This is a genomic window from Lichenicoccus roseus (genome assembly GCF_005844085.1).
In the GTDB taxonomy this organism is placed as follows: domain Bacteria; phylum Pseudomonadota; class Alphaproteobacteria; order Acetobacterales; family Acetobacteraceae; genus Lichenicoccus; species Lichenicoccus roseus.
Genome location: NZ_VCDI01000003.1, coordinates 625,542 through 648,202 on the forward strand (window position 1 = coordinate 625,542; position 22,661 = coordinate 648,202).

Genomic DNA, 22,661 nt, shown 5'->3' on the forward strand with positions numbered 1-22,661 from the left:
GCCGGGACCCGCGGGTGGCCGGCCTCGGTTGCGGTGCGGCGCCGAACATGAAACCTTGCCGCCGCTGGATTGCTCCGCCAGCCGCCCTCGCGCCGCATCCCACGAGCCCACCTCATGACCCCAGCAGAGCGAGACCTGTCCATGGATGATCTCTCTCCGGCCACGGCGTCCGGCGATGGCGGCAGTCGCGGGCATGACGCGGGCCACCCGACCCACGACCGCCTGGCTGCCCTGATCGAGCAGGCACGCGGCGTCGTCGAGCGACAGGAGGACGACCCGTTCGGCAATCCGGTGCTGGCAATCGCCCTCCTGGTCTCGCGCCGTCTCGACGAGGGCGCGCTCGGCATCGAGGATATCGGACTGCTGGTGCAGCAGCTTCGTGACGAAGCGTTCCTGTCGCGGGCAAAGCGTCTGCGCACCTATGTCGGCGCCGCCGGCAGCGATGATCCCGATGCCGCAGTCGACAGCCGCCTCGGCCTGATCGCCGAACGCCTGGTGCGTCCGGATCCCAACGACAGCCCGGTGCCGCTGGCGCAGTTCCGCGCCGCGGTGCAGCGCGTACGCTTTGCCGCCGTCTTCACCGCACATCCGACATTCGCACTCGCGCCCGAGGCCTACCGCTCGCTCGCGCAAGCCGCCAGCCGGAACGAGAGCGCCGGAGCCGTGGAGCTGCCGGGGCTGGACAGCCAGCGCCCGCCTGTACCCACCCTCGAGGACGAATTCGTCTTCGCCACTGCCGCGATCGAGCTCGGCCGCAACGCCATCGACAAGCTGAACGCCGCCCTGCTGCGCGAGGCGGCCAAGCTGTGGCCGCAGTCCTGGAGCACGCTGAGCCCGTGTCCGATCGTGCTCGCGAGCTGGGTCGGCTACGACACCGACGGCCGCACCGATATCGGCTGGTGGGACACGCTGCGGCTGCGGCTGCGCATGAAGCTGCTGCAGCTGCAGCGGCTGGAGCGCCAGCTGGGCGCCCTCGAGGACCCCGCGGATACCCTCACCGCCCGCACCCTGCGTGCCATCGAGGCGGTCACCGCGCAGATCGAGGCCTGCCCGTCGGCCCCCGACCCGGCCCAGGTCGCCCGCTTCGCCGCCGCCCTGATCGACCGCCGCGAGGAGGCGATCCACGATCCGGCGCAGCTGGAGGCCGATTTCCGCGTCGCCATCGCCGCCGCCCCGGAGGCCGACCGGCTGCCGCTTGCGGTCGCGCACGCGGGCTTCGAGAGCCACGGCATGGCGCTGGCGCACACCCATACCAGGCTCAACTCGACGCAGATCCACAACGTCGCGCGCCAGCGGCTCGGCATCGAGGACAGCCCGGAAAACCCGGCGCAGCGTCGCGCGCTGCTGACCGCGATTAACGAGGCCCTGGACCGCGTGCAGCCGACGCCGGTGGATTTCGGCGCCCTGCTGACCGAGCAGGCCTCGGCCGCGCGGCTGATGATGACGGTGGCGCAGATCGCCAAGCACGTGGACAGCGCCAGCCGGGTCCGCTTCCTGATCGCCGAGACCGAGAGCGGCTATACCTTGCTGGTGGCGCTGTGGCTTGCGCGGCTGTTCGGCATCGAGGGCAACATCGAGATCAGCCCGCTGTTCGAGACCCAGGAGGCGCTGGAGCATGGCGCCCAGGTGGTCGAGGAGGCGCTGCGCTCGCCGCACTGGCGCGCCTATCTGCGCAAGTCCGGGCGCATGGCGCTGCAGTTCGGCTATTCCGATTCCGGCCGCTATGTCGGCCAGCTCGCCGCCACCTACCTGGTCGAGCGGCTGCGCCTCAAGGTCGCCGACCTGCTGCGCCGCCGCGGCATGACCGAGGTCGAGGTGATCCTGTTCGACACCCACGGCGAGAGCATCGGCCGCGGCGCGCATCCGTTCCGGCTGGCGGACCGCCTGGATTATCTCTCCCCCGCCCGCTCCCGCGCGACCTTTTCCCAGGCCGGCATCGCCTATCGCGAGGAGGCGGCGTTCCAGGGTGGCGACGGATACCTGCTGTTCGGCACCCAGACGCTGGCCGACGCCACCATCGGCACCATCGCCGAACACGCCTTCGCGCACGTGACGCTGGACGAGGACCCGATCTACGACGAGCCGGATTTCTCCGCCGACTTCTTCGCCACCATCGTCTCCGGCATGACCGCCCTGGTGGAGGATCCCGGCTACGCGGCGCTGCTCGGCGCCTTCGGACCGGCCCTGATCGACCGCACCGGTTCGCGTCCGCCGGCGCGGCAGAGCGACAGCGGCGGCGGCGGCGCCCGCATCAAGCATCCGAGCGAGCTGCGCGCCATCCCCAACAACGCCATCCTGCAGCAGCTCGGCTGGTGCGCGAACACCCTGCAGGGCCTCGGGCTCGCGGCTGCCCGGCATCCGGAGACCTTCGAGGAGTTCCTGCTGAAGAGCGCGCGCTTCCGCCGCGCGCTGGATTTCGCCAGCCACGCGCTTGCCCACTCCGACCGCGACGTGCTGCGCGCCATCGTACTCACGCTCGATCCCGGCGTCTGGCTCGACCGCGCCGCGCACGAGGCCGATCCGCACCGCCGCGAGGCGCTGGTGCTGCTGGCGACCGGGCTGGAGCGGCTCGACCTCTGGGCCACCACCCAGTCGATGTTCCGTCGCATCCAGGCGGACCACCTGGCCCTGCGCGTTGCCTGGCCGGATGCGCCACGCATGCAGCTCAAGGAGCTGCTGCTGCATGCCATCCGGCTCGCCCTGATCGAAAGGATCTGGCTGCTCTCGACCCGCATCCCATATTTCTCGCCGCGGCACGGCTTCACCCGGCAGGATCTCGACGACCAGATCCTGCGCCTGGAGATCCCGTCGGCGCTGAAGCATCTCGCCGAGATCTTCCCCAAGGCGCCCGACCAGTCGGTGACGCTGGACTTCCGCGAGCCGCGCGGTCTGCGGCTGGACCATGCGTACTCCCGCGAGGATGCCGAGATCTTCCAGCCGATGCGCCGGCTGTTCGAGCTGCTGAGGGAGATCAGCATCGCCGTCATGCACGATGTCGGGGCGTTCGGCTGATTGAAGCGCGATGTGGCCGAGGGCAGGATACAATCACGGCCAGCCGCCAGACGGCGCGCCTGGAAAGTGACCGAGGAAGTGCCGCCACGCGGCGTGCCGCTCTTCGTGCAGCCCGGCATACGCCGCATCGTCGCGCCGAACCCGGGTCCGATGACCTATCACGGCACCAACAGCTGGCTGGTCGACTGGGACGCCGGCACGGTCGTGATCGATCCCGGCTCCGAGGACGAGGCCCATCTCGCGGCGATCCTGCACGAGGCCGGCGGGCGCCTGACCCACATCCTGGTCACCCACACGCATCGCGACCATCTCGAAGGCGCGCACACCCTGTCGAAGCGCACCGGCGCCCCGACCGTGGGCTACCGCGTCAGCGGCGATGCCGCCTTTGCCGCCGCGATCGGCCTCGAGGACGGCGACCGCATCGCCGGCCTGACCGCGCTCCACACGCCCGGCCATGCGATGGACCACCTGTGCTTCGCGCATCCGGACGGCATCCTGTTCAGTGGCGACCATGTCATGGGTTGGTCGACCTCGGTGGTGCCGCCGCCTCCGTACGGGGATCTCGACCTGTTCATCGAGAATCTGCAGCGGGTACGCGATCGCGACGACCGGCTGATGCTCTCGGCGCATGGCGCCGCCATCGAGCAGCCGTCCGAACTGGTCGCAGGGCTCCTGGAGCACCGCATTGCCCGCGAGCGGTCGATCGAGGGGACGCTGGACGCGGACGTGCGTCCGCTCGAGGCCCTGCTCGGCCGCGCCTACGTCAACCTGAAGCCGGAATTGATCCAGGCGGCGCGCGCCAACCTGCTCTCGCACCTGATACGCCTGGAGCGCCACGGTCGGGCAGTGCATACGGGCGATGGATGGCGCCGACCGGCCGCATCCGAACCTGGAGAGAACACCCCTTGAGAGACTCCGCCTGCAGGCTTGCTGCCCTGCTGCTCGCCACCAGCGTCTTCGTTTCGTCCGGCTGCCTCGTCCCGGCGCAAGCCCGCGACAACGATCCCGACCCGGCCCAGTCGGCTGATGCGTCCGGTTCGCATCATGACCGGGACGGGCACAGATCCGACCGCAGACCCGACCTGAAGGCGACCGAGAGCCTGACCGACGGCAGCGTCACCATCGGCGGCGCCAGGGTCGACTACCAGGCCGCCGCCGGCACCCTGGTGGTGCATCCGAAGGGCTGGGACGACACCGCCAGCCTGATGCACGGCCAGGCGACCGGTTCCGACCATGACGATGACAAGGGCGACGATGGCAAGGCCGGCAAGGATGCCGAGGCCTCGATGTTCTATGTCGCCTACTTCAAGAAGGGGGCGCGCGCCGAGAACCGGCCGATCACCTTCCTCTACAACGGTGGTCCGGGCTCATCGAGCGTCTGGCTGCACATGGGAGCATTCGGGCCGCGACGGGTGATCACCGCCAACGACAGCCATACCGACGCCGCTCCCTACAGCCTGGTCGACAACGACGAGAGCCTGCTGGACAGCACCGACCTTGTGTTCATCGACGCCCCGGGCACCGGGTTCTCGCGCATCGCCGGACCGGACAAGGAGAAATCGTTCTACGGCATCGACCAGGATGGGCATGCCTTCTCGAAGTTCATCGCCGCCTTCCTGTCGAAGTACGGCCGCTGGAACTCACCGAAATACCTGTTCGGCGAAAGCTACGGCACCACCCGGTCAGCGGTGCTGGCGAACGATCTCGAGAATGACGAGGAGATCGACCTCAACGGGGTGATCCTGCTGTCGCAGATCCTGAATTTCGATGCCAGCATCGACCAGCCCGGCTTCAATCCGGGGGTCGACCTGCCCTATGTGGTGGCGCTGCCCACTTTCGCCGCGACCGCCTGGTATCACCACAAGCTCCCGGCTGGCACCAGCACCGAGCTCAAACCGCTCCTCGCCGAGGTCCAGCATTTCGCCACCACCGACTATCTCGAGGCGCTGGCGCAGGGAGCCGCCCTCGATCCGGCGGCGCGCGAGCATATCGCCGAGCGCCTGCACGCCTATACCGGCCTGCCGGTCGACTACCTGAAGAAGTCCGATCTGCGCGTCGATGGCGGGCAGTTCGAGAAGATGCTGCAGGACGATACCGGTACCACCACCGGCCGGCTCGACAGCCGTTTCTCCGGCCCCAGCATGGATCCGCTCAGCAAGGAGGCCGACTACGACCCGCAGAGCGCATCGATCGGCTCGGCCTACGTGTCGGTGTTCAACGACTATGTGCGCCGCACCCTGAAGTACGGCCAGGACCACTACTACAAGCCGGACGTCGCAGAGATCGGCAAGGCCTGGGACATGCAGCACCAGCCGCCCGGCGCCGACGACAAGCAGCAGAGCTCTGCCAACGTGATGCCCGACCTTGCGACGGCGATGAAATACAACCCCAAGCTGAAGATACAGCTGAACGCGGGCTATTTCGACCTCGCCACGCCGTACTACGAGGGCGTCTACGAGATGCAGCACCTGCCGATCCCGGCTTCGCTGCAGGGCAACATCGAGTTCCGGCAATACGAGTCGGGGCACATGGTCTACGCCAACCAGGCGGCGCTGAAGCAGCTGCACGACAACGTCGCCGACTTCATCCGGCGCACCGACAACCAGCACGCCACCTCGCCTTGACACAACTATAAGTTGCAATGGTCCCGGTGCCGGTGTAGGGTCAGCAGGACCTGAGCCGGGTCCGGGACCTTTATCTGCCATGAGCTCGTCGATCTCGGGGATGTCCCCGGTCACCGCCTACCTGTCGATCGCCAAGAATGAGCAGGCGACGGTAGCGGCCTACGTCAAGAGCGACCCCACCTTGAGCCGGACCGTCGCTGCCTTCACCAAGGACATCGTCTCGATCTCCAGCAGCAGCCAGATCCTGAGCAGCCAGAACCGGCAGGCGCTGACCGTGGCGCTCGGCGCCTACAACCTCAGCGGCAGCATCGGCGAGACCGGCCTGCTCAAGCAGCTGCTTACGCAGAACCCGTCGGCTACCGGCTCCCTCGTCCGCTCGCTCGGTGATACCGACGACCTGAACTTCGTGCAGGCGATGGCGCAACGTCCGACCGTCTCGCTGAACTTCGGCAACCCGGCCGGCAGCAGCATGAACTCCAGCGGTAGTGCGGCCTCCACCGTCTCGATGGCGAACCTGCAATATGCGTCGGCCAATTCCGCGCTGACCGCGGCGGCGCCGGCGCAGACCTGGTCCTATCTGCTCGATGACGGAACAGCCACCGCCTCGATCACCGCGGCGCTCACCGCGGCCCTGCAGGCGACCGGCACCACCGCCGCCCCGGTGACAGGCAGCTACAGCATCGCCACCGACGGCTCGATCGTCGGTACCGCGGGCGCCCCGCCGGTAGTGACCGCGGCTCTCGGCGATGGCAGTCCAACCTTCAGCATCGTGCTGGCAAAGAATGCCGCTGGCGCAACACTCCGGCAGGCCACCATCGTCGCGGTCGCCGCGCCGACCGCCACCACCACCGGCACCCAGACCCTCACCAACCAGACTGCCACCGGGCTGCTCAGCGCGGCGATCGCCAGTACCGGCTTCAACACCACGCTGAGCAGCAACGGCACCCTCGACATCATCAATCCCGGCCTGAACGGGCCGCTGTCGCTGTCGCAGCAGACCTACTCGACGTACAACACGACCGCGACGGCGGACATCACCGATACGCAGACCATCATTCCGCTCGGGATCGCCGGGCTGCGGCTGCAGGCTGGTGACGTGCTGATGAGCGGCGGCTCCGCGATCGGCACCATCGCCTCGCTCGACAAGCAGGGCAACGCGACGCTCGCCGCGCCGTCGTCTCTGAGCCTGGCCGCGGGGACGCAGATCGACGTCGCCGTCGGCGCCGGCATCACCAACATCGGCACCACCTTCACCGCCGGCGCCGCGGCAGCATCGGGCGCCGGCACCCTCGCCATGGGCAGCGGTGCCAGCCTGCTGCAGCCTGGCCAGATCATCACCGACGGCAGCGCCGTTCTGGGAACCGTGAGATCGGTCGACCCGAGCGGCAACGTCACCTTGGAGCGCGGGATCACCAGTGCCGTGGCCGCCGGCGATACGCTGCAGGCGCTGCCGGTACTTGCCGATACCGAAACCAACGCGCTCAGTGATGCGGCCAACGTCGCCGGTATCCTGAAGAACTACGAGACTACGCAATACGAGGCGCAGCAGGGCAAGCAGATCCCCGGCATGGACAGTGCGCTGTATTTCGCCCGCACCATCGGCGGCATCACCAGCATTCCCGCGCTGATGGCCGATCCGACGCTGCTCAACGTGGTGACCACCAATCTCGGGGTGTCGGACACCTACGACTCGATGCCGTACGACGAGCAGGTCAGCTACCTGACCGCGAACGTGAAGCTGTCGACCTACAAGACCACGGCCGGGATCAACCAGGCTTCCGAGCACTTCCTCGCCCTGACCGCGCAGGCGAACGCAGGCAGCGCCAGTGCCGACGGGTCCGACACCTCGATGCTGTCGATCCTGTATCCTGGTTCGAGCAGCAGCAGCGGTACCGACGGTATCCTGTCGGCGCTCTACCCGAGCAACGCCTCGGGCGGCTCGTCCGGCAGTTCTGATCCGCTGCTCGCGCTGTTCAGCTGACGCCCGGCCGCGCGACCGCCGACTTGATATCGGTCCGGCTGGATTCGTTCCCCTTGAACAACAGCGGACGGCCGGTGGCGCTGGCGAGCGCATACGGAAAGCGGTCGCCGATATCGAGGCCGGCCGGAAGCATACCTTTGCCGAACTTCCGAGAGGCAACGGTTGCCAGCCTCGCCTGCTCCGGTGTCACGGAAACGACCTTCATACCGGTCAGGGCGGAGAAGCGATCGAGACCGTCGCGCCCGGCCTCCCGCTTCGGTCCCTCGACCACGAGCGACAGCCCGATGCGGGTGACTGCTGAAGTGAACCGGACGGAGGCCGCATCGATCGTCGCGGCGTAGCTGAACCGGTCCGCTTGATCGAACAGGATCGCCACCACCGCGGAGGTGTCGATGGCCATCGGCCCCGGAGACCGGTGTCGTCGTATCCCACGATCTCGTTCGGGGTCCGGAGATCGACGTCCGGCAGTGGCGCAAGTTCCTGGCTCAGCGCCATCAGTTGCCCGGTCAGGCTGGCGGTCCGGCCCCGCCGCAGGCGTTCGCGCCCCAGTCGTTCGGCCAGGGCCCTTGCCTATGGTGTCGGTCAGCGTCTCTCCGGTGAGGGACGCAACCTCCCGGGCAAGCCGATCGGACTCCTTGTCCTTCAGGCTCAGCGCCACCGTCACCCTCCGTTCTGGAACAGGCGTATGTGCACTGGCCGGAGCGGCAGCCATGAAAAAAGCCGGCCCCCGAGGGGACCGGCTTTCCAGGTTCGCAGGACTGAACGGATCAGGCCGACTTCGACATGATCTCGTCGGCGATGTTGCGCGGCACCGGATCGTAGTGATGGAACTGCATGGTGAACGAGGCGCGGCCCTTGGTCATCGACCGCAGGTGGGAGATGTAGCCGAACATCTCCTTCAGCGGCACCTGAGCCCGCACCAGCACCGTCGAGCCGGAGCTTTCCTGGTTCTGGATCATGCCACGGCGACGGTTGAGGTCGCCCACCACGTCGCCGACATGATCCTGCGGCGTGGTCACCTCGACATCCATGATCGGCTCGAGAATGACCGGCGAAGCCTTCTTCATGCCCTCGCGGAAGCAAGCCTTGGCGGCGATCTCGAACGCCAGCGCCGACGAGTCGACGTCGTGGTACTTGCCGTCGGTCAGGGTGTACTTGAAGTCCACCGTCTGGAACCCTGCCAGCACGCCGGTCGAGGACTGCATCCGGATGCCCTTCTCGACCGCCGGGATGTATTCCTTCGGCACCGTGCCGCCGACCACCTTGTTCTCGAACACGATGCCGGCGTTACGCTCCAGCGGCTCGAACACGATCTTGACCTCGGCGTACTGCCCCGAGCCACCCGACTGCTTCTTGTGGGTGTAGGTCTCGGTGTGCGGCTTGCTGATGGTCTCGCGATACGCCACCTGCGGCGCGCCGATGTTGGCGTCGACGCCATACTCGCGACGCAGCCGGTCGATGATGATCTCGAGATGCAGCTCGCCCATGCCGGACAGGATGGTCTGGCCGGTCTCCTGGTCGGTCTTCAGCCGCAGCGAGGGGTCCTCGCCAGCCAGCTTCTGTAGCGCGAGCGTCATCTTCTCGACCGCGTCCTTGGTGCGCGGCTCGACCGAGATGTCGATCACCGGCACCGGGAACGCCATGCGCTCCAGGATCACCTGGTCGTCGGCGGCGGCCAGCGTGTCGCCGGTGCCGGTATCCTTCAGGCCCACGAACGCCGCGATGTCGCCCGCCGTCACTTCCTTGATCTCGGCGCGCTTGTCGGCGTGCATCTGGAACATGCGTCCGATGCGCTCCTTGTGGTCCTTGGTCGTGTTCATGACCATGTCGCCGGACTTCAGGGTGCCGGAGTACACGCGCACGAAGGTCAGCGTGCCGTACTTGTCGTTGATGATCTTGAAGGCGAGGCCGGCGAACGGCGCCTGCGGATCGATCTTGATCAGGCGGCGCAGCGTCGGGTCCTCGTCCTCGTGGCCTTCCTCGGCGGCCACGCGGATGCCCTCGACCTCGTCCGGCGCCGGCAGGTAGTCGAGCACGGCGTCGAGCAGCGGCTGCACGCCCTTGTTCTTGAACGCGGTGCCGCACAGCACCGGGCGGAACTCGCCGGAGATGGCACCCTTCTTGATGGCCCGCTTGAGGGTCGCGACCGCGACGTCGCCCTTCTCGAAATACTCCTCCATCGCCTCGTTGTCGGCGGCAAGCGCCGTATCGAGCAGCAGCTGGCGGGCCTCGTCGGCGCGCTCCTTCAGGTCGGCGGGGATGTCCTGGTAGTTGAACTTGGCGCCGAGCTCGCCGCCTTCCCAGACGATCGCCCGCATCTCGACCAGGTCGACGACGCCGACGAAGTTCTCCTCGATGCCGATCGGCAGCTGCAGCGGCAGCGCGATGATGTCCAGCTTCTCCTTGAGCGTGTCGAACGCCCGGTAGAAGTCGGCGCCGGTGCGGTCCAGCTTGTTGATGAAGATGATGCGCGGCACCCGGTAGCGGTCGGCGAGACGCCAGTTGGTCTCGGACTGCGGCTGCACGCCGGCCACGCCCTCGATGATGAACACCGCGCCGTCGAGCACGCGCAGCGAACGGTTCACCTCGATGTTGAAGTCGATATGGCCCGGGGTGTCGATGATGTTGATGCGGTGGTCCTTCCACTCGCATGTGACCGTCGCCGAGGTGATGGTGATCCCCCGCTCGCGCTCCTGGTCCATGTAGTCGGTGGTGGTGTTGCCCTCGTGGACCTCACCGATCCGGTGCGAGACGCCCGTGTAGTACAGGATGCGCTCGGTGGTGGTGGTCTTGCCGGCATCGATATGCGCGGTGATCCCGATGTTGCGGATCTTAGACAGCTCGGAAATGACGGACACGCGGACCTCCCACGGGATTGGCGACGACGAGCGGGCGCCGTCGAAGTCCAGCGACTTCGTGCGCCCGCCCGGGGGGCCGAATGGTATCCGCCGCCTGCCCGCAAGGGACCATGCAGCGCGACGCCGACCGGCGGATCATGTTCGACCTGACTTGCGTCAGGACCCTCGGCATTGCAAGCCCGGATGGGCCTGCCGCCCTCAGACCGCCGGAGCGGCGGCCTTCTTTTCCTGTGCCCGCTTGATGCGGCGCTTGATCACCTGGGCCTCGACAGGCAGCCGGCGGTTCGGCGTCGAGAGCAGGAAGGCATCGAGGCCGCCATTGTGCTCGATGGTGCGCAGCCCGTTGGTGGTCACGCGCATCCGGATCGAGCCGCCCAGCACATCGGACAGCACCGAGGTCTCCTGCAGGTTGGGCAGGTAGCGGCGGCGGGTCTTGTTGTTGGCGTGGCTGACATTGTTGCCGGTCAGCACGCCCTTGCCGGTTATCTGGCAGCGGCGGGACATTTGATCACCTTTAAGACGACAGCAGCCGGGCGGACATGGCTCCCCGGCACCGACTTGCATTGGAGCGGCGGCTTATGGCCTCCGGGTCGCCCGGCGTCAAGCGCCGCACCCCGGGAGTCTGCCCCGGCGCCCTACCCATTTCCCATGCCGGCGCCCTTCTCCTGGCCATGCCGCAGTTCGCCGGCCCGCACGCTCCGGCTGGCATTGTCCAGCATCCGCAGCATCGCATCCTCGTCCATGCTGCGCGCCAGCAGCGCCAGCGAGCCGCCGAGCAGCGCGGACGCGATCGCCAACGGCGGCAGCTCCTTGCCCAGCATGTACTCGATCGCCTTGTCCACCACGGCGCCGGCGTGGCTGAGTTCCTCCGGAACCGTGCCGTCCTGCCCGATGGTCGGGTCGTTGCTCATGTTCGTTCTCCCCGCAGTCACGTCTCGTTCAGTCGGCATCCACCGCCGCCCGCTCCTCCAGCGCCCGGTTTCCTTCGGGCCGGCTCTCCTCAGCCTGGGCCGCCCACATCGAGGCGTAGAGGCCGCCGGTCGCCAGCAGGCCGCGATGGGTGCCGCGCTCGACGATGTCGCCCTGGTCCAGCACCAGGATCTCGTCGGCATCGACCACCGTGGAGAGCCGGTGGGCGATCACCAGCGTGGTGCGATGCGCCGAGACCTGGCGCAGGGCGGCCTGGATCTCCTGTTCGGTATGGGTGTCCAGCGAGCTGGTCGCTTCGTCCAGCACCAGGATGCGCGGGTTCTTCAGGATGGTGCGCGCGATCGCCACCCGCTGCTTCTCGCCGCCGGACAGCTTCAGGCCGCGCTCGCCGACCCGGGTATCGTAGCCGTCCGGCAGACGCAGCACGAAGTCGTGCACCTGGGCGAGCCGGGCGGCGTGCTCGATCTCGTCCTGGCTGGCGCCGATGCGGCCATAGGCGATGTTGTAGCGGATGGTGTCGTTGAACAGCACGGTATCCTGCGGCACCACCCCGATTGCGGCCCGCAGGCTGGCCTGGGCGTAGTCGCCTACGTCGGCGCCGTCGATCAGAACGCTGCCGTCCCAGGCGTCGTAGAACCGGAACAGCAGCCGGCTGATGGTCGACTTGCCGGCCCCGGTCGGGCCGACTATGGCAGTACGGCCTCCCGGCGGCACCCGGAAGCTGATGCCGTGCAGGATCTCCCGGTCCTCGCGATAGCCGAACCGCACGTCGCGGAATTCGAGCGACGCCGCCGGCGCATCCTCCAGCCGCGGCGGCAGCAGCGAGGCCTCCGGACGGTCCGACACGTCCTGGGGCTGGCCGAGCAGCCGGAACATCTGCTCCAGGTCGACCACGCCCTGGCGCAGCGAGGCATAGACGAAGCCAAGGAAATTCAACGGCTGGTAGAGCTGCATCAGGTAGGTGTTGATCAGCACGAACTTGCCGACCGTGAGACGGCCCGCCGCCACCTCGCGCGCCGCCATCAGCATGATGATGGCAAGTGCCACCGCGATGATCGTCGCCTGGCCGATATTGAGCACGTTCAGCGAGACCTGGGTGCGAACGGCGGCGCGCTCGTAGCGGGCCTGGGCCTCGTCGTAGCGCCGCGCCTCGTGGCCCTCGTTGCCGAAGTACTTGACCGTCTCGTAGTTCAGCAGGCTGTCCAGCGCCTTGCCGCTGGCCTCGCTGTCGATGTCGTTCATCCGCCGCCTGATGCCGATCCGCCAGCCGGTGAACAGCACGGTGAAGCCGACATAGGTCACCACGGTGAGCAGGGTCGCGAGCGCGAAACGCCAGTCGAAGATCCGCCAGATGATGACGGTGACCAGAAGCGTCTCGAGCAGGGTGGGCACGATGTTGAAGACGCCGAGCCGCAGGATCAGCTCGATGGCGACGGTGCCGCGCTCGATCGCCCTCGTCACGCCACCGGTCTGGCGGTCGAGATGGAACCGCAGCGACAGCGCGTGCAGGTGCCGGAAGGTCTGCATGGCGACCACCCGGATCACCCGCTGCTTGACCGGCGCGAACACCGCGTCGCGCAGCTCGCCGAAGCCACCCGAGGCGATACGCAGCAGCCCGTATGCCAGGATCAGCGCCGCCGGGACCACGATCATGTGGGAGGGATCGTGCCGCGACAGCCGGTCGATGGCGCGGCTGTAGACGATCGGCACGTAGACCGTGGCGACCTTGGCTGCCACAAGCAGAGCCACGGCGCTCACCACCAGCAGGCGGGTGCGCAGGTCACCGCGCGGCCATAGATAGGGCAGCAGGCCGCCGATGGTGGAGAATGCCGTCGGCCGGTCGCCCGCCGGCCGATGATCGCCTGGCAGACGGCTGTCGGCCGGCCGGGCCGCCGAATGCGAAGCTGGAGAGGACCCGGATGCCGACGAGATCATACCTGCCGATGTGGCACGGGCGGCCCCGAATGCAAACCGGCCGGCTCCTGCGACAGGGATATGGCGCATGAGTAGCCCTGGCATGGGCGAACCGGCGGGGCCGTTCCTGCGTCACCTCGCCGCCTGCAACAACACGACGCTGCCCGGCGGCCGCGCGCCGCTGCTGCTCCGCGACATCCCGCGTCCGCTTGGCTGGATAGATCCCGCGACCGCCGAAGCGTTGCCCGGGCACGGACTGCATCAGGGTCCGGACGGTGCGTTCCGCATCGGGGACGTGGGGACCCTCACCCGTCTCGGTGAAACGCTGGCCGAGGCCGGCCTGTACCGCTTCCGCGACGAGGCGTTCGACGTGCGCCTGGAGCCGCGCGCCGCCAGCCTCGGCACCATCGATCGCGGCGCCCTGCCGGCCTTCGGGCTGATTGCCGCCGGGGTGCACGTGAACGGCATCGTCGAGCGGCGCCAGGGCGCTGCGCTCTGGATTGGCCGCCGCGCCGCGGACAAGGCGCTCGACCCGGGCAAGCTCGACCATATCGTCGCGGGCGGCATTCCGGCCGGCTACGACGCCGCCGCCACCCTGCGCAAGGAAGGCGCGGAGGAGTGCAGCCTGCCGGAACACCTCGCCGCAAGGGCGGTCCCGGTTGCCGACATCACCTACGCCATGCAGCGCCGCGAGGGCCTGCGCCGCGACCTGCTGGAATGCTTCGACCTGGTGCTGCCGGAAGATTTCCAGCCGGTGCCGAATGACGACGAGGTTGCCGAGTTCCGGCTGCTGCCGATGACCGAGGTGCTGGCGCTCGTGCGCGACACCGACGACTTCAAGTTCAATGTCAGCCTGGTGCTGATCGACCTGTTCCTGCGTCGCGGCCTGATCGAGGCAGACAGCGCCGACGGCAGGGCGTTGCGCGGCGGGCTGCGGTCGCCGCTTTGAGGCGCGGCCTGCTCGCAGTGCTGATGGCGCTACCGGCGCTCGCCGGATGCGCGGCGGGCGCACCCGGACGCGGCATCCCGCCCGCCTGCCCGTTCGCAGGGCAGACGCGGCAACTCCGGATCGAGCTCTATTTCGGCCTCGACAGGCCCGATGGCCGCCCCATCAGCGAGACCGAGTGGCGGGATTTCGTGGCACGCGAAGTCACCCCGCGCTTTCCGGACGGCCTCAGCGAGCTCGCAGCCGGCGGCCAGTGGCGCGACCGGGTCAGCAACCGCATCGGGCGCGAGCCATCCCGCATCCTGCTGCTGGTCGTGCCCGCCTCGACAGACCTCGCTGCCCGCGTCGAGGGCATGACCGCGGACTATCGCCGCCTGTTCGACCAGCAATCGGTCGGCGTCGTCAGCGTCCCGGTTTGCGCTGGCTTCTGAGCGCCGTTCTACGACCCGTCGTCGCGCGGGTCGCCACGGTTGCGATCGCCGGGTGAGGCGACGACGGATGCTGATCGTGCAGAGGCTGCCCGCGTTTTCCGTGCGGACATTCCAGGCGCGTCATCGGCGATGCCATGCCGCCGCGTGCGGAACGGATCCCGATGTCCCGTGCGCTGGATGATCCAGCCGAGCGTCAGGGCGGCCAGGAGAGCCATGGCACCCCAGACGGCAAATCCTGCCAGCAGCCAGTGCAGAGCGCTCATCGTCTACCCGGGACCGGATTCACATCACCGGCGCGAAGGTAGCCCAGGGCACGGCCACCGGGTTGGGGTATTTTCGCAACCCCGGCGCGATGGTAGCGGCGGACGGATTTGAACCGCCGACCAAGGGATTATGATTCCCCTGCTCTACCGCTGAGCTACGCCGCCTCAGGATCAGGACCGATCGTGCGAGGATCCGGACCGGTCCACCGCGCCGGGAGGCGGTCAGATATAGCCCGGTCCAGGGCGAGTCAACCGGCGGCCGGTGCTGCCCTCGCACTCTCATTTGCCATCGCCACCGGGGAGTGATCCGATCCCGCCATGCCCGACCAGCTGCTGATCTACATCGTCAACATGCGCGAGTGGCTCGACTGGGCCCCGGCGCCGCTGGCTTCGGCCATCGTGCTCATGCTGGTGGCGCTGGTTGCCCTGCTCGCGTCGCGGGTGATCACCGACCTGCTGCTGCGCATCCCGGGCGAGCGCGGCGCCTTCGTGCGCTCCTTCACACGCGCGGTGCGCCGGCCGGTGCGCGGCCTCGTCGTGGTGGTGGCGGTCGGCTCGTCGCTGCCAGCCGCGGGCCTGCCGTACACCTGGTTCGCGGCAATCGGCCAGGGACTGCTGGTGGTGCTGGTGCTGCTGCTCGGCTGGGGGGCAGCGATCGCGATCCGCATCCTCTGCGACGTCTACCTGGCGCGCTTCAAGACCGGCGAGGAGGACAACCTGCTCGCCCGCAAGCACTTCACCCAGGTCGGCATCCTGCGTCGTGCCGGCGACATCCTGATCTTCATGGTGACTGTCTCGGCGGCGCTGATGACCTTCGAGCCGGTGCGCCAGTACGGCGTCAGCCTGTTCGCCTCCGCCGGCGCCGCCTCCCTCGTCGTCGGTCTTGCAGCGCGGCCGCTGCTGACCAACCTGATCGCCGGCGTGCAGATCGCCATGACCCAGCCGATCCGCATGGAGGACGCGGTGATCGTCGAGGGCGAGTGGGGCTGGATCGAGGAGATAACCTCCACCTACGTGGTGGTGCGGCTGTGGGACTGGCGCCGGATGATCCTGCCGATCTCCTACTTCCTGGAGAAGCCGTTCCAGAACTGGACCCACCAATCGGCGTCGCTGATCGGCACGGTGTTCTTCTACCTGGACTACACGGTGCAGCTCGATGCCCTGCGGGCCAGGCTGCTCGAGATCGTCAAGGAGAGTCCGCTGTGGGACGGCAAGGTGGTCAACATGCAGGTCAGCGACATCACCGAGCACACGGTCCAGGTACGCATGCTGGTGAGTGCGCGAAACGCCCCGCAGACCTGGGACCTGCGCTGCGAGATCCGTGAGAAGATCCTGGTCTGGCTGCAACGCGAGCATCCCGATGCGCTGCCACGAACGCGCATCGAGATGAACCCGGGAAAGATGCCAGTCGGACCGGTCGCCTGACCGGTCCGGCTGGCTTCGACACGCGAGGAGGTCAGACGTCCGATAGTTCGGGCTGCGAACTCGGCTCGTCGGTCGAGGCCTGCGGCTCGGCCGGCTGGCGCTCGGCCTTGGGCTGCCGCTCCCGGCGTGGCTGCCGTTCGCGACGCTCCCTCACCGGGGCGGGCGCGGGGGTGGCTGGCTGGTCGTCGCCCTGGGTGAGTTCCGCCGCGATGGAGCGCTGGAGATCTTCTCCGGCACCATGACTGTCCATGCCCGGCAGCGTCGGCTCGGACCGGGCCGGGTGGTTCGACGCGGCGGGCACGTAGGACCCGGTGCGCTCGCCGTCCTGGTTCGAACCCAGGCTGCGCTCGATCTCGAACCGTTCGGACGCGACCCGCTCAGGCTGCGTCCGCTGCTGGTCCCGTTCGCCCTGCTCCCGATCGCCCTGGCTCCGCTCGCCCTGGCCCCGCTCGCCCTGATGGCGATCGTTCTGGAACCGGTCGCCCTGGCCTCGCTCGCCTTGGTTACGATCACCCTGGAAGCGGTCACCCCGGCCCCCGTCTCCCCGATTCCCGTCTCCCCGGGTCACGTCTCCCCGGTTTGCATCGCCCTGCTGGCGCTCGCCGCGTTGCTGGTCGAACCCGCGCTCGCCGTGGCGATCCTGCTGCTGTGGTGCATTGCCGGTGATCAGCGGATCCTCGCCGCGGTCGTCCTGGTCCTGGTCGATGCCCTGACGGCGCTGCTGGTTCGGCTGGCTGTACTGGCCACCCTGGCCGGACTGCTGCCCCTGGCCCTGGCCTTGCCCCTGCTGGGCCGCCTGGGCGATGGCATTCAGGATCCGGAAATAATGTTCGGCATGCTGGAAGTAGCCTTCCGCCATGACCCGGTCGCCTGAACTCGTCGCGTCCCGCCCGAGCTGCAGATACTTCTCGAAGAGCTGCTGCGCGGTGCCGCGTATACGCAGGTCCGGGCCGTTGCTGTCGAAGACATGGTTACGATTGAGCGGGATCTGGCCGTTATGGTGGCGTATCTGGCTGCCACCACCGCCACCGCCACCACCGCCACCCGGACGGTGGTTACGGCCTCGCATGCGTTTCATGTTCATCAGTTCGTCACAGCGCTTTCCTGCTTGCCAAAGCCCGGCATGATCCGGCCTCGCCGGATGTCACCGCCCTGGATGTTCCCTATGCGGGGCCGGGTCGTATCGGATCGGCGCCCTGCGGCATCCCGATCGGGATCCGCTATCTCCCGGAACCGGAGGTGCCTGGATCCTGCAACCGGCTGCCGGTAGCTGACGCGGCAACGCTCCTGATCTCAGGGCGACCACGGCACTCGACCTACTTAGCCATCCCAGGCTGGCCTGCCAAATAATTTCTGAGGCAGCCAGGTTTCAGGCCGCCTCGAGGCAGACGACCCGGACGACCCCGCCCAGATCGGCCCGCAGGCTTGCCAGCCGCAGTCCGGATGCCCCGGCCAGAGCAGACACCGCCATGTCCTGGCCCTGGCCGATCTCCAGCAATGCCAGGCCACCCGGCGCCAGTGCCTCGCGAAGCGCGGCCAGGATGATGCGGTAGGATCGCAGCCCATCGGGACCCCCATCCAGTGCCAGTCGCGGTTCGTGCCCCGACACCTCCGGCATCAGCCCCGCGATGTCCTGCACCGGAATGTAGGGTGGATTGCTGATCACCACGTCGAAGCGGTCTGCCTCGCCAAGCCGGACCGCCTCCAACCACTCCCCGCACAGCATCATCGCCCTGCCGGCCAGGCCGTTGCGGACGGCATTGGCTGCGGCCATGCGACAGGCCGCCTCCGACCGGTCGATCCCGAGCCCGACGGCGCACGGGAACTCGCTCAGCGCCGCCAGCAGCAGGCAGCCGGTCCCGGTGCCGAGATCGAGCAGGCGAAGCGCCCGCCCGCGCTCCGGCCTGAGCGTCAGCAGTGCCTCGATCACCGTCTCGCTGTCGGCGCGCGGGATCAGCGTGTCCGGCGACACCGCAAGGTCCAGCGTCCAGAAGCCCTGGCTGCCGGTGATGTAGGCGAACGGCTCGTGCGCCATGCGACGCCGCAGCATGGCATCGAACCGCTCCCGCACGGCTTGGTCGACCGTACCGCAGCCCACCGGGCCGAGCGCCGGCAGACCGAGCGCGTGCGCCAGCAGGAGCCGCGACTCGCGCCTCGGGTTCTCGATGCCGGCGGACATCAACAGTTGCTGGCCATGCGCGATCGTCGCGGACAGGCTCTCGTCCTTGGGGTGCATCGCGTCCTATCCTGCCGCGCCATGACCGCCGCGCGTCTGCCTGATCTTGCCTTGTTGCTGGCCCTGCCGGTCGCCCCGCTGCTGGCGTCCCTGGCAGCCGGGCCTGCATGTGCCGCGACCTTCACCGTGCACGACAAGCGCGCCGATCGCGAACTCTCCGAAACCACCGAGCTCTACGTCGACGGCCAGCGGGTTGCGGCCTTCGCGCTGGACGCCGCGCACGACCAGATCAGCCTGCCGGTCACGGTCGCCCCGCTGCCCGGCGCCAGCGGCGAACGGCACAGCTACGTGCTGTGCGGGCTGGTGACGGTGCGGAACGGCAACGGCGCACCCGAGGTCCACGAGGTCAACGGCACCGGCATCCTGCTCGACCCGGCCGGCCGCAGCTTCGAGGCGCTCGCCGCCGACGACTTCACCCTGTTCTACCTGGCCGACCCGACCAACACCGGGGCCGCCACCCACGCTCCCTGGCGCTCCGGCCTCTGCCACGCCGCGGTGTCCTGATCAGGACTCGGCCTCCGCCAGCAGCGCCGCCTGCTCCTCCGACGTCAGCGCGTCGATGAACTCGTCGAGGTCGCCCTGCATGACGCGATCGATCTTGTAGAGGGTCAGGTTGATGCGGTGGTCCGACACCCGCCCCTGCGGGAAGTTATAGGTCCGGATCCGCTCGCTGCGATCGCCGGTGCCGACCTGCGACCGGCGGTCCGCCGCCCGCGTCTCATGGCTCGCCGAACGCTGCTGCTCGTAGAGCCGGGCACGCAGGATCTTCATCGCCTTGGCCCGGTTCTTGTGCTGGCTGCGCTCCTCCTGCATCGCCACCACCACGCCGCTGGGAATGTGGGTGATGCGTACCGCGCTCTCGGTCTTGTTGACGTGCTGGCCGCCAGCGCCCGACGCGCGATACACGTCTATGCGCAGGTCGCTCTCGTTGACCACCACGTCGACCTCCTCGGCTTCCGGCAGCACCGCCACCGTCACCGTCGAGGTATGGATGCGCCCCTGGCTCTCGGTGGCCGGCACCCGCTGCACCCGGTGCACGCCGCTCTCGAACTTGAAGCGCGCGAAAACGCCGCGCCCGGTGATGTTGGCGATGCCCTCGCGCAGACCGCCCAGCTCGCTCTCGTTGTATTCCAGCAGTTCGAAGCGCCAGCCGCGCGCCTCGGCGTATCTGCGGTAGGCGCCGAACAGCTCGGCGGCGAACAGGCCGGCCTCGTCGCCGCCCGCCGCAGGCCGCAGCTCGAGGATCGCGCTGCGCTCGTCGGCCTCGTCGCGTGGCAGCATCGCCAGCCGGATCTCGTGCCGCAGCCCGGGCAGCCGCTCGTGCAGGGATTGCAGCTCGGCCTGCGCCAGCTCGCGCATCTCGGGATCGGCCAGCAGGGCGGTGGCGCTGCGTTCCTCGGCCTCGGCGTCGCGCAATTCGTTGATCCGCGCGACCACCGCTTCCAGCTCGGCGAATTCGCGCGACGCACGGTTGAATGCCTCGCCGCTCAGGGAGCCGGAGAGTGCGTCACGCAGTTCGTCCGACCGCGCCACGATGCGGTCCAGCCTCTGATCGAAATTCATCGGGCCCTAATGATCCTGGGCGGCGATATAAGCAGCGATGCGGTCCAGCGCCAGTTCGGCCTGCTCACCGGTCGCGAGGCGCTTCACCTGCGCCATCCCTCGCGACAGCTCGTCCTCGCCGAGGATCACCGCCCAACCGGCCCCGATTCGGTTGGCGCGCTCCATCCGGCGCTTGAGGTTGCCGCGCCAGGATTGCTCGGCCCGCAGGCCGGCGGCACGCAACGATTGCAGCACGCCGATCGCCGCCGCCTGGCTGGCCTCGCCCATCGGCACCACCGCCACCGGCGCCGGCTGGGCAGGCGCCGAGCTCAGAAGCATCGCCAGCCGCTCGATGCCTCCGGCCCAGCCGATCGCGGGTGTCGGCGGACCACCCATCTCGGCGACCAGGCCGTCGTAGCGGCCACCGGCAAGCACCGTGCCCTGAGCGCCGAGGCTGGTGGTCACGAACTCGAAGGCGGTGTGGCTGTAGTAGTCGAGCCCGCGCACGATGCCCGGATTGACCCGGTAGGCCACGCCGAACTGGTCGAGCCCGCGCCGGACGCCGTCCCAGTGCGCCTGTGCCGTGGCGGTCAGGTAGCCATCGATGCGCGGCGCATTCGCCACCAGCGCCTGATCGGATGCCGCCTTGCTGTCGAGGATGCGCAGCGGGTTGCGCTCCAGCCTGGCCCGGCTCTCCTCCGAGAGCCCTTCGGCCACCTCGCGGAAATAGCCGATCAGCGCCTCCCGCCACGCCCCACGGCTTTCGAGATCGCCCAGCGTGTTGAGCTCCAGCACGGTGGCGTCTGCGATGCCGAGCGCCGCCAGGATGTCGCGTCCGAGCGCGATCACCTCGGCATCGGCCAGCGGCTCGGCCGGCCCGATCAGCTCGGCGCCGATCTGGTGGAACTGCCGGTAGCGGCCCTTCTGCGGCCGCTCGTAGCGGAACATCGGCCCGGCATAGAAGATCTTCTGCGGCAGCGACTGCGTCAGTCCGTTGCTGACCAGCGCCCGGCAGATCGCCGCCGTCCCCTCGGGACGCAGCGTGATGCTGTCGCCGCCGCGATCGGCGAAGCTGTACATCTCCTTGGTGACGACATCCGAGGTTTCGCCCAGCGTGCGCGAGAACACCCGGGTCTCCTCGAAGACCGGCGTCTGCCATTCGTCGAAGCCGTACAGGCCGCAGACGGCGCGCGCCGTGTCGACCACGTGGGCAAATCGCCGCTGGTCCTCGCCGATGAGGTCGCGGGTGCCGCGTACCGGCTGCGGTGCCTCTGCCACGATGCTAGACGGACCGCTTCATTCCGCCGCGACAGCAGAGGTCTTTGCTGCAACGTCAGCGGCTTTTGCGATGTCCATCTCGGCCTGGATGATCTTCGCCTTGGTCTCGACCAGATCCACGATGTGCTCGATCATGGCGTCGGCCGGCATGGTGTGGTCCTGCTTGCCCGCGGAATAGACCATGTGCCGCCCGGAGCCGCCGCCGGTCACGCCGATATCGGTCATCAGCGCCTCGCCCGGCCCGTTCACCACGCAGCCGATGATCGACAGCGAAATCGGCGTCTCGATATGCGCCAGCCGCTCCTCGAGGATGGCGACGGTCTGGATCACGTTGAAGCCCTGCCGCGCGCAGGACGGGCAGGAGATGATCTTCACGCCGCGATGGCGCAGCCCGAGCGACTTCAGGATGTCCCAGCCGACATGCACCTCCTCCTCGGGCTCCGCCGAGAGCGAGACGCGAACCGTGTCGCCGATGCCGGCCCAGAGCAGCGAGCCGAGCCCGATCGAGGACTTCACGGTGCCGGCGCGCTTCCCGCCCGCCTCGGTGATGCCGATATGCAGCGGATGGTCGCAGGCGTCGGCCAGCTGCTGGTAGGCAGCAACCGCGAGGAACACGTCGGACGCCTTCACGCTGATCTTGAACTCGTGGAAGTCGTGGTCCTGCAGGATCTTGGCATGCTCGAGCGCACTCTCGACCAGTGCCTCGGGATTCGGTTCGCCGTATTTCTCCAGCAGGTGACGCTCGAGCGAGCCTGCGTTGACGCCGATGCGTATCGAGCAGCCATGTTCGCGCGCCGCCCGCACCACCTCGCGCACCCGCTCCGGGCTGCCGATGTTCCCGGGGTTGATGCGCAGGCAGGCGGCCCCGGCCTGCGCCGCCTCGATGGCGCGCTTGTAGTGGAAATGGATGTCGGCAACGATCGGCACGTTCACCTCGCGCACGATCTCGGCGAGCGCCGCGGTGCTCTCCTCGTCCGGACACGACACACGCACGATGTCGACGCCGGCGATCTCGGCGCGGCGGATCTGCGCGATGGTGGCCTGCGCGTCGTGCGTCAGGGTGTTGGTCATGGTCTGCACGGTGATCGGCGCATCGCCGCCGACGGGCACGCGGCCAACGTGGATCTGGCGGGATTTGCGACGCTCGATCTGCTGGTACGGACGGTAGCTCATGGCGCGATGCTCCGGATGAACGCGAAGCCCGGTGGCGTGGGCTCCGGA

18 protein-coding genes, 1 tRNA gene and 1 pseudogene are annotated in these 22,661 nt (G+C 68.4%); 8 read left to right on the top strand and 12 right to left on the bottom strand.

What is annotated here, in order from left to right; all coding sequences use genetic code 11:
* The first annotated feature begins 141 nt into the window (after window positions 1-141).
* The 4 genes from FE263_RS12115 to FE263_RS12130 all read left to right on the top strand — a co-directional run bounded on the left by FE263_RS12115 (window position 142) and on the right by FE263_RS12130 (window position 7,617).
* Window positions 142-3,012, top strand: a complete 2,871-nt coding sequence (locus FE263_RS12115; RefSeq protein ID WP_138326221.1) for a phosphoenolpyruvate carboxylase — start codon at window positions 142-144, stop codon at window positions 3,010-3,012.
* 66 nt (window positions 3,013-3,078) lie between these two features.
* Window positions 3,079-3,921 carry an MBL fold metallo-hydrolase gene (locus FE263_RS12120; RefSeq protein WP_138326222.1) on the top strand — a complete coding sequence of 281 codons (843 nt, stop codon included), beginning with the start codon at window positions 3,079-3,081 and terminating at the stop codon, window positions 3,919-3,921.
* On the top strand, window positions 3,918-5,636 hold the full coding sequence (locus tag FE263_RS12125) for a S10 family peptidase (RefSeq protein ID WP_408886186.1): 1,719 nt from the start codon (window positions 3,918-3,920) through the stop codon (window positions 5,634-5,636). The genes FE263_RS12120 and FE263_RS12125 overlap by 4 nt, the downstream gene beginning before the upstream one ends.
* A gap of 79 nt (window positions 5,637-5,715) precedes the next feature.
* Window positions 5,716-7,617: a DUF1217 domain-containing protein gene (locus tag FE263_RS12130; RefSeq protein ID WP_138326224.1), complete on the top strand. Its 1,902-nt coding sequence runs from the start codon at window positions 5,716-5,718 to the stop codon at window positions 7,615-7,617.
* Here FE263_RS12130 and FE263_RS22875 read toward each other — a convergent pair.
* The 5 genes from FE263_RS22875 to FE263_RS12155 all read right to left on the bottom strand — a co-directional run bounded on the left by FE263_RS22875 (window position 7,610) and on the right by FE263_RS12155 (window position 13,340).
* Entirely contained in the window at window positions 7,610-8,329 is a 720-nt protein-coding gene (locus tag FE263_RS22875) for a PIN domain-containing protein (RefSeq protein WP_338086715.1), read from the bottom strand. The genes FE263_RS12130 and FE263_RS22875 overlap by 8 nt on opposite strands.
* A 55-nt stretch (window positions 8,330-8,384) precedes the next feature.
* Window positions 8,385-10,475: an elongation factor G gene (fusA, locus tag FE263_RS12140; protein WP_138326226.1), complete on the bottom strand. Its 2,091-nt coding sequence runs from the start codon at window positions 10,473-10,475 to the stop codon at window positions 8,385-8,387.
* Between the two features lie 198 nt (window positions 10,476-10,673).
* Complete coding sequence (gene rpmB / locus FE263_RS12145) at window positions 10,674-10,979, bottom strand: 50S ribosomal protein L28 (protein ID WP_138326227.1); 306 nt, start codon at window positions 10,977-10,979, stop codon at window positions 10,674-10,676.
* Window positions 10,980-11,110: 131 nt separating this feature from the next.
* Window positions 11,111-11,386, bottom strand: a complete 276-nt coding sequence (locus tag FE263_RS12150; RefSeq protein WP_138326228.1) for a hypothetical protein — start codon at window positions 11,384-11,386, stop codon at window positions 11,111-11,113.
* Between the two features lie 28 nt (window positions 11,387-11,414).
* A complete protein-coding gene (locus FE263_RS12155; RefSeq protein ID WP_138326229.1) occupies window positions 11,415-13,340 on the bottom strand; it encodes an ABCB family ABC transporter ATP-binding protein/permease in 1,926 nt (641 codons plus the stop codon).
* Window positions 13,341-13,422: 82 nt separating this feature from the next.
* Here FE263_RS12155 and FE263_RS12160 point away from each other — a divergent pair, with 82 nt between their 5' ends.
* Together FE263_RS12160 and FE263_RS12165 are read left to right on the top strand one after the other, a co-directional pair.
* Entirely contained in the window at window positions 13,423-14,268 is an 846-nt protein-coding gene (locus FE263_RS12160) for an NUDIX hydrolase (protein WP_138326346.1), read from the top strand.
* Window positions 14,265-14,696: a DUF3574 domain-containing protein gene (locus tag FE263_RS12165; protein ID WP_138326230.1), complete on the top strand. Its 432-nt coding sequence runs from the start codon at window positions 14,265-14,267 to the stop codon at window positions 14,694-14,696. Before FE263_RS12160 ends, FE263_RS12165 begins: the two co-directional genes overlap by 4 nt.
* 8 nt (window positions 14,697-14,704) lie before the next feature.
* Here the strand turns inward: FE263_RS12165 and FE263_RS12170 are convergent, their stop codons facing one another.
* Window positions 14,705-14,959: a hypothetical protein gene (locus tag FE263_RS12170; RefSeq protein ID WP_138326231.1), complete on the bottom strand. Its 255-nt coding sequence runs from the start codon at window positions 14,957-14,959 to the stop codon at window positions 14,705-14,707.
* A gap of 90 nt (window positions 14,960-15,049) precedes the next feature.
* A tRNA-Met gene (locus FE263_RS12175) sits at window positions 15,050-15,124 on the bottom strand.
* Between the two features lie 153 nt (window positions 15,125-15,277).
* Between FE263_RS12175 and FE263_RS12180 the strand changes: the two genes are divergently transcribed.
* Entirely contained in the window at window positions 15,278-16,384 is a 1,107-nt protein-coding gene (locus tag FE263_RS12180) for a mechanosensitive ion channel family protein (RefSeq protein ID WP_240759422.1), read from the top strand.
* A gap of 774 nt (window positions 16,385-17,158) precedes the next feature.
* Here FE263_RS12180 and FE263_RS12185 read toward each other — a convergent pair.
* Both FE263_RS12185 and prmC read right to left on the bottom strand, forming a co-directional pair.
* Window positions 17,159-17,468, bottom strand: a pseudogene (locus tag FE263_RS12185) (DUF4167 domain-containing protein); the annotation flags it as partial.
* A gap of 285 nt (window positions 17,469-17,753) precedes the next feature.
* Complete coding sequence (prmC, locus tag FE263_RS12190; RefSeq protein WP_138326232.1) at window positions 17,754-18,620, bottom strand: peptide chain release factor N(5)-glutamine methyltransferase; 867 nt, start codon at window positions 18,618-18,620, stop codon at window positions 17,754-17,756.
* A 21-nt stretch (window positions 18,621-18,641) separates the two neighbouring features.
* Here prmC and FE263_RS12195 point away from each other — a divergent pair, with 21 nt between their 5' ends.
* Window positions 18,642-19,124: a hypothetical protein gene (locus FE263_RS12195; RefSeq protein WP_138326233.1), complete on the top strand. Its 483-nt coding sequence runs from the start codon at window positions 18,642-18,644 to the stop codon at window positions 19,122-19,124.
* Here the strand turns inward: FE263_RS12195 and prfA are convergent, their stop codons facing one another.
* Genes prfA through ispG form a run of 3 tightly spaced genes read right to left on the bottom strand, consistent with a single transcriptional unit; the run spans window position 19,125 to window position 22,613 of the window.
* The gene (prfA, locus tag FE263_RS12200; RefSeq protein ID WP_138326234.1) at window positions 19,125-20,183 is read right to left on the bottom strand and encodes a peptide chain release factor 1; all 1,059 of its coding nucleotides are present in this window, start codon (window positions 20,181-20,183) and stop codon (window positions 19,125-19,127) included.
* 6 nt (window positions 20,184-20,189) lie between these two features.
* Window positions 20,190-21,440: a histidine--tRNA ligase gene (gene hisS, locus FE263_RS12205; protein ID WP_138326235.1), complete on the bottom strand. Its 1,251-nt coding sequence runs from the start codon at window positions 21,438-21,440 to the stop codon at window positions 20,190-20,192.
* Between the two features lie 18 nt (window positions 21,441-21,458).
* Window positions 21,459-22,613, bottom strand: coding sequence for a flavodoxin-dependent (E)-4-hydroxy-3-methylbut-2-enyl-diphosphate synthase (gene ispG / locus FE263_RS12210; protein ID WP_138326236.1), 1,155 nt, complete (start codon window positions 22,611-22,613; stop codon window positions 21,459-21,461).
* Between the last annotated feature and the right edge of the window lie 48 nt (window positions 22,614-22,661).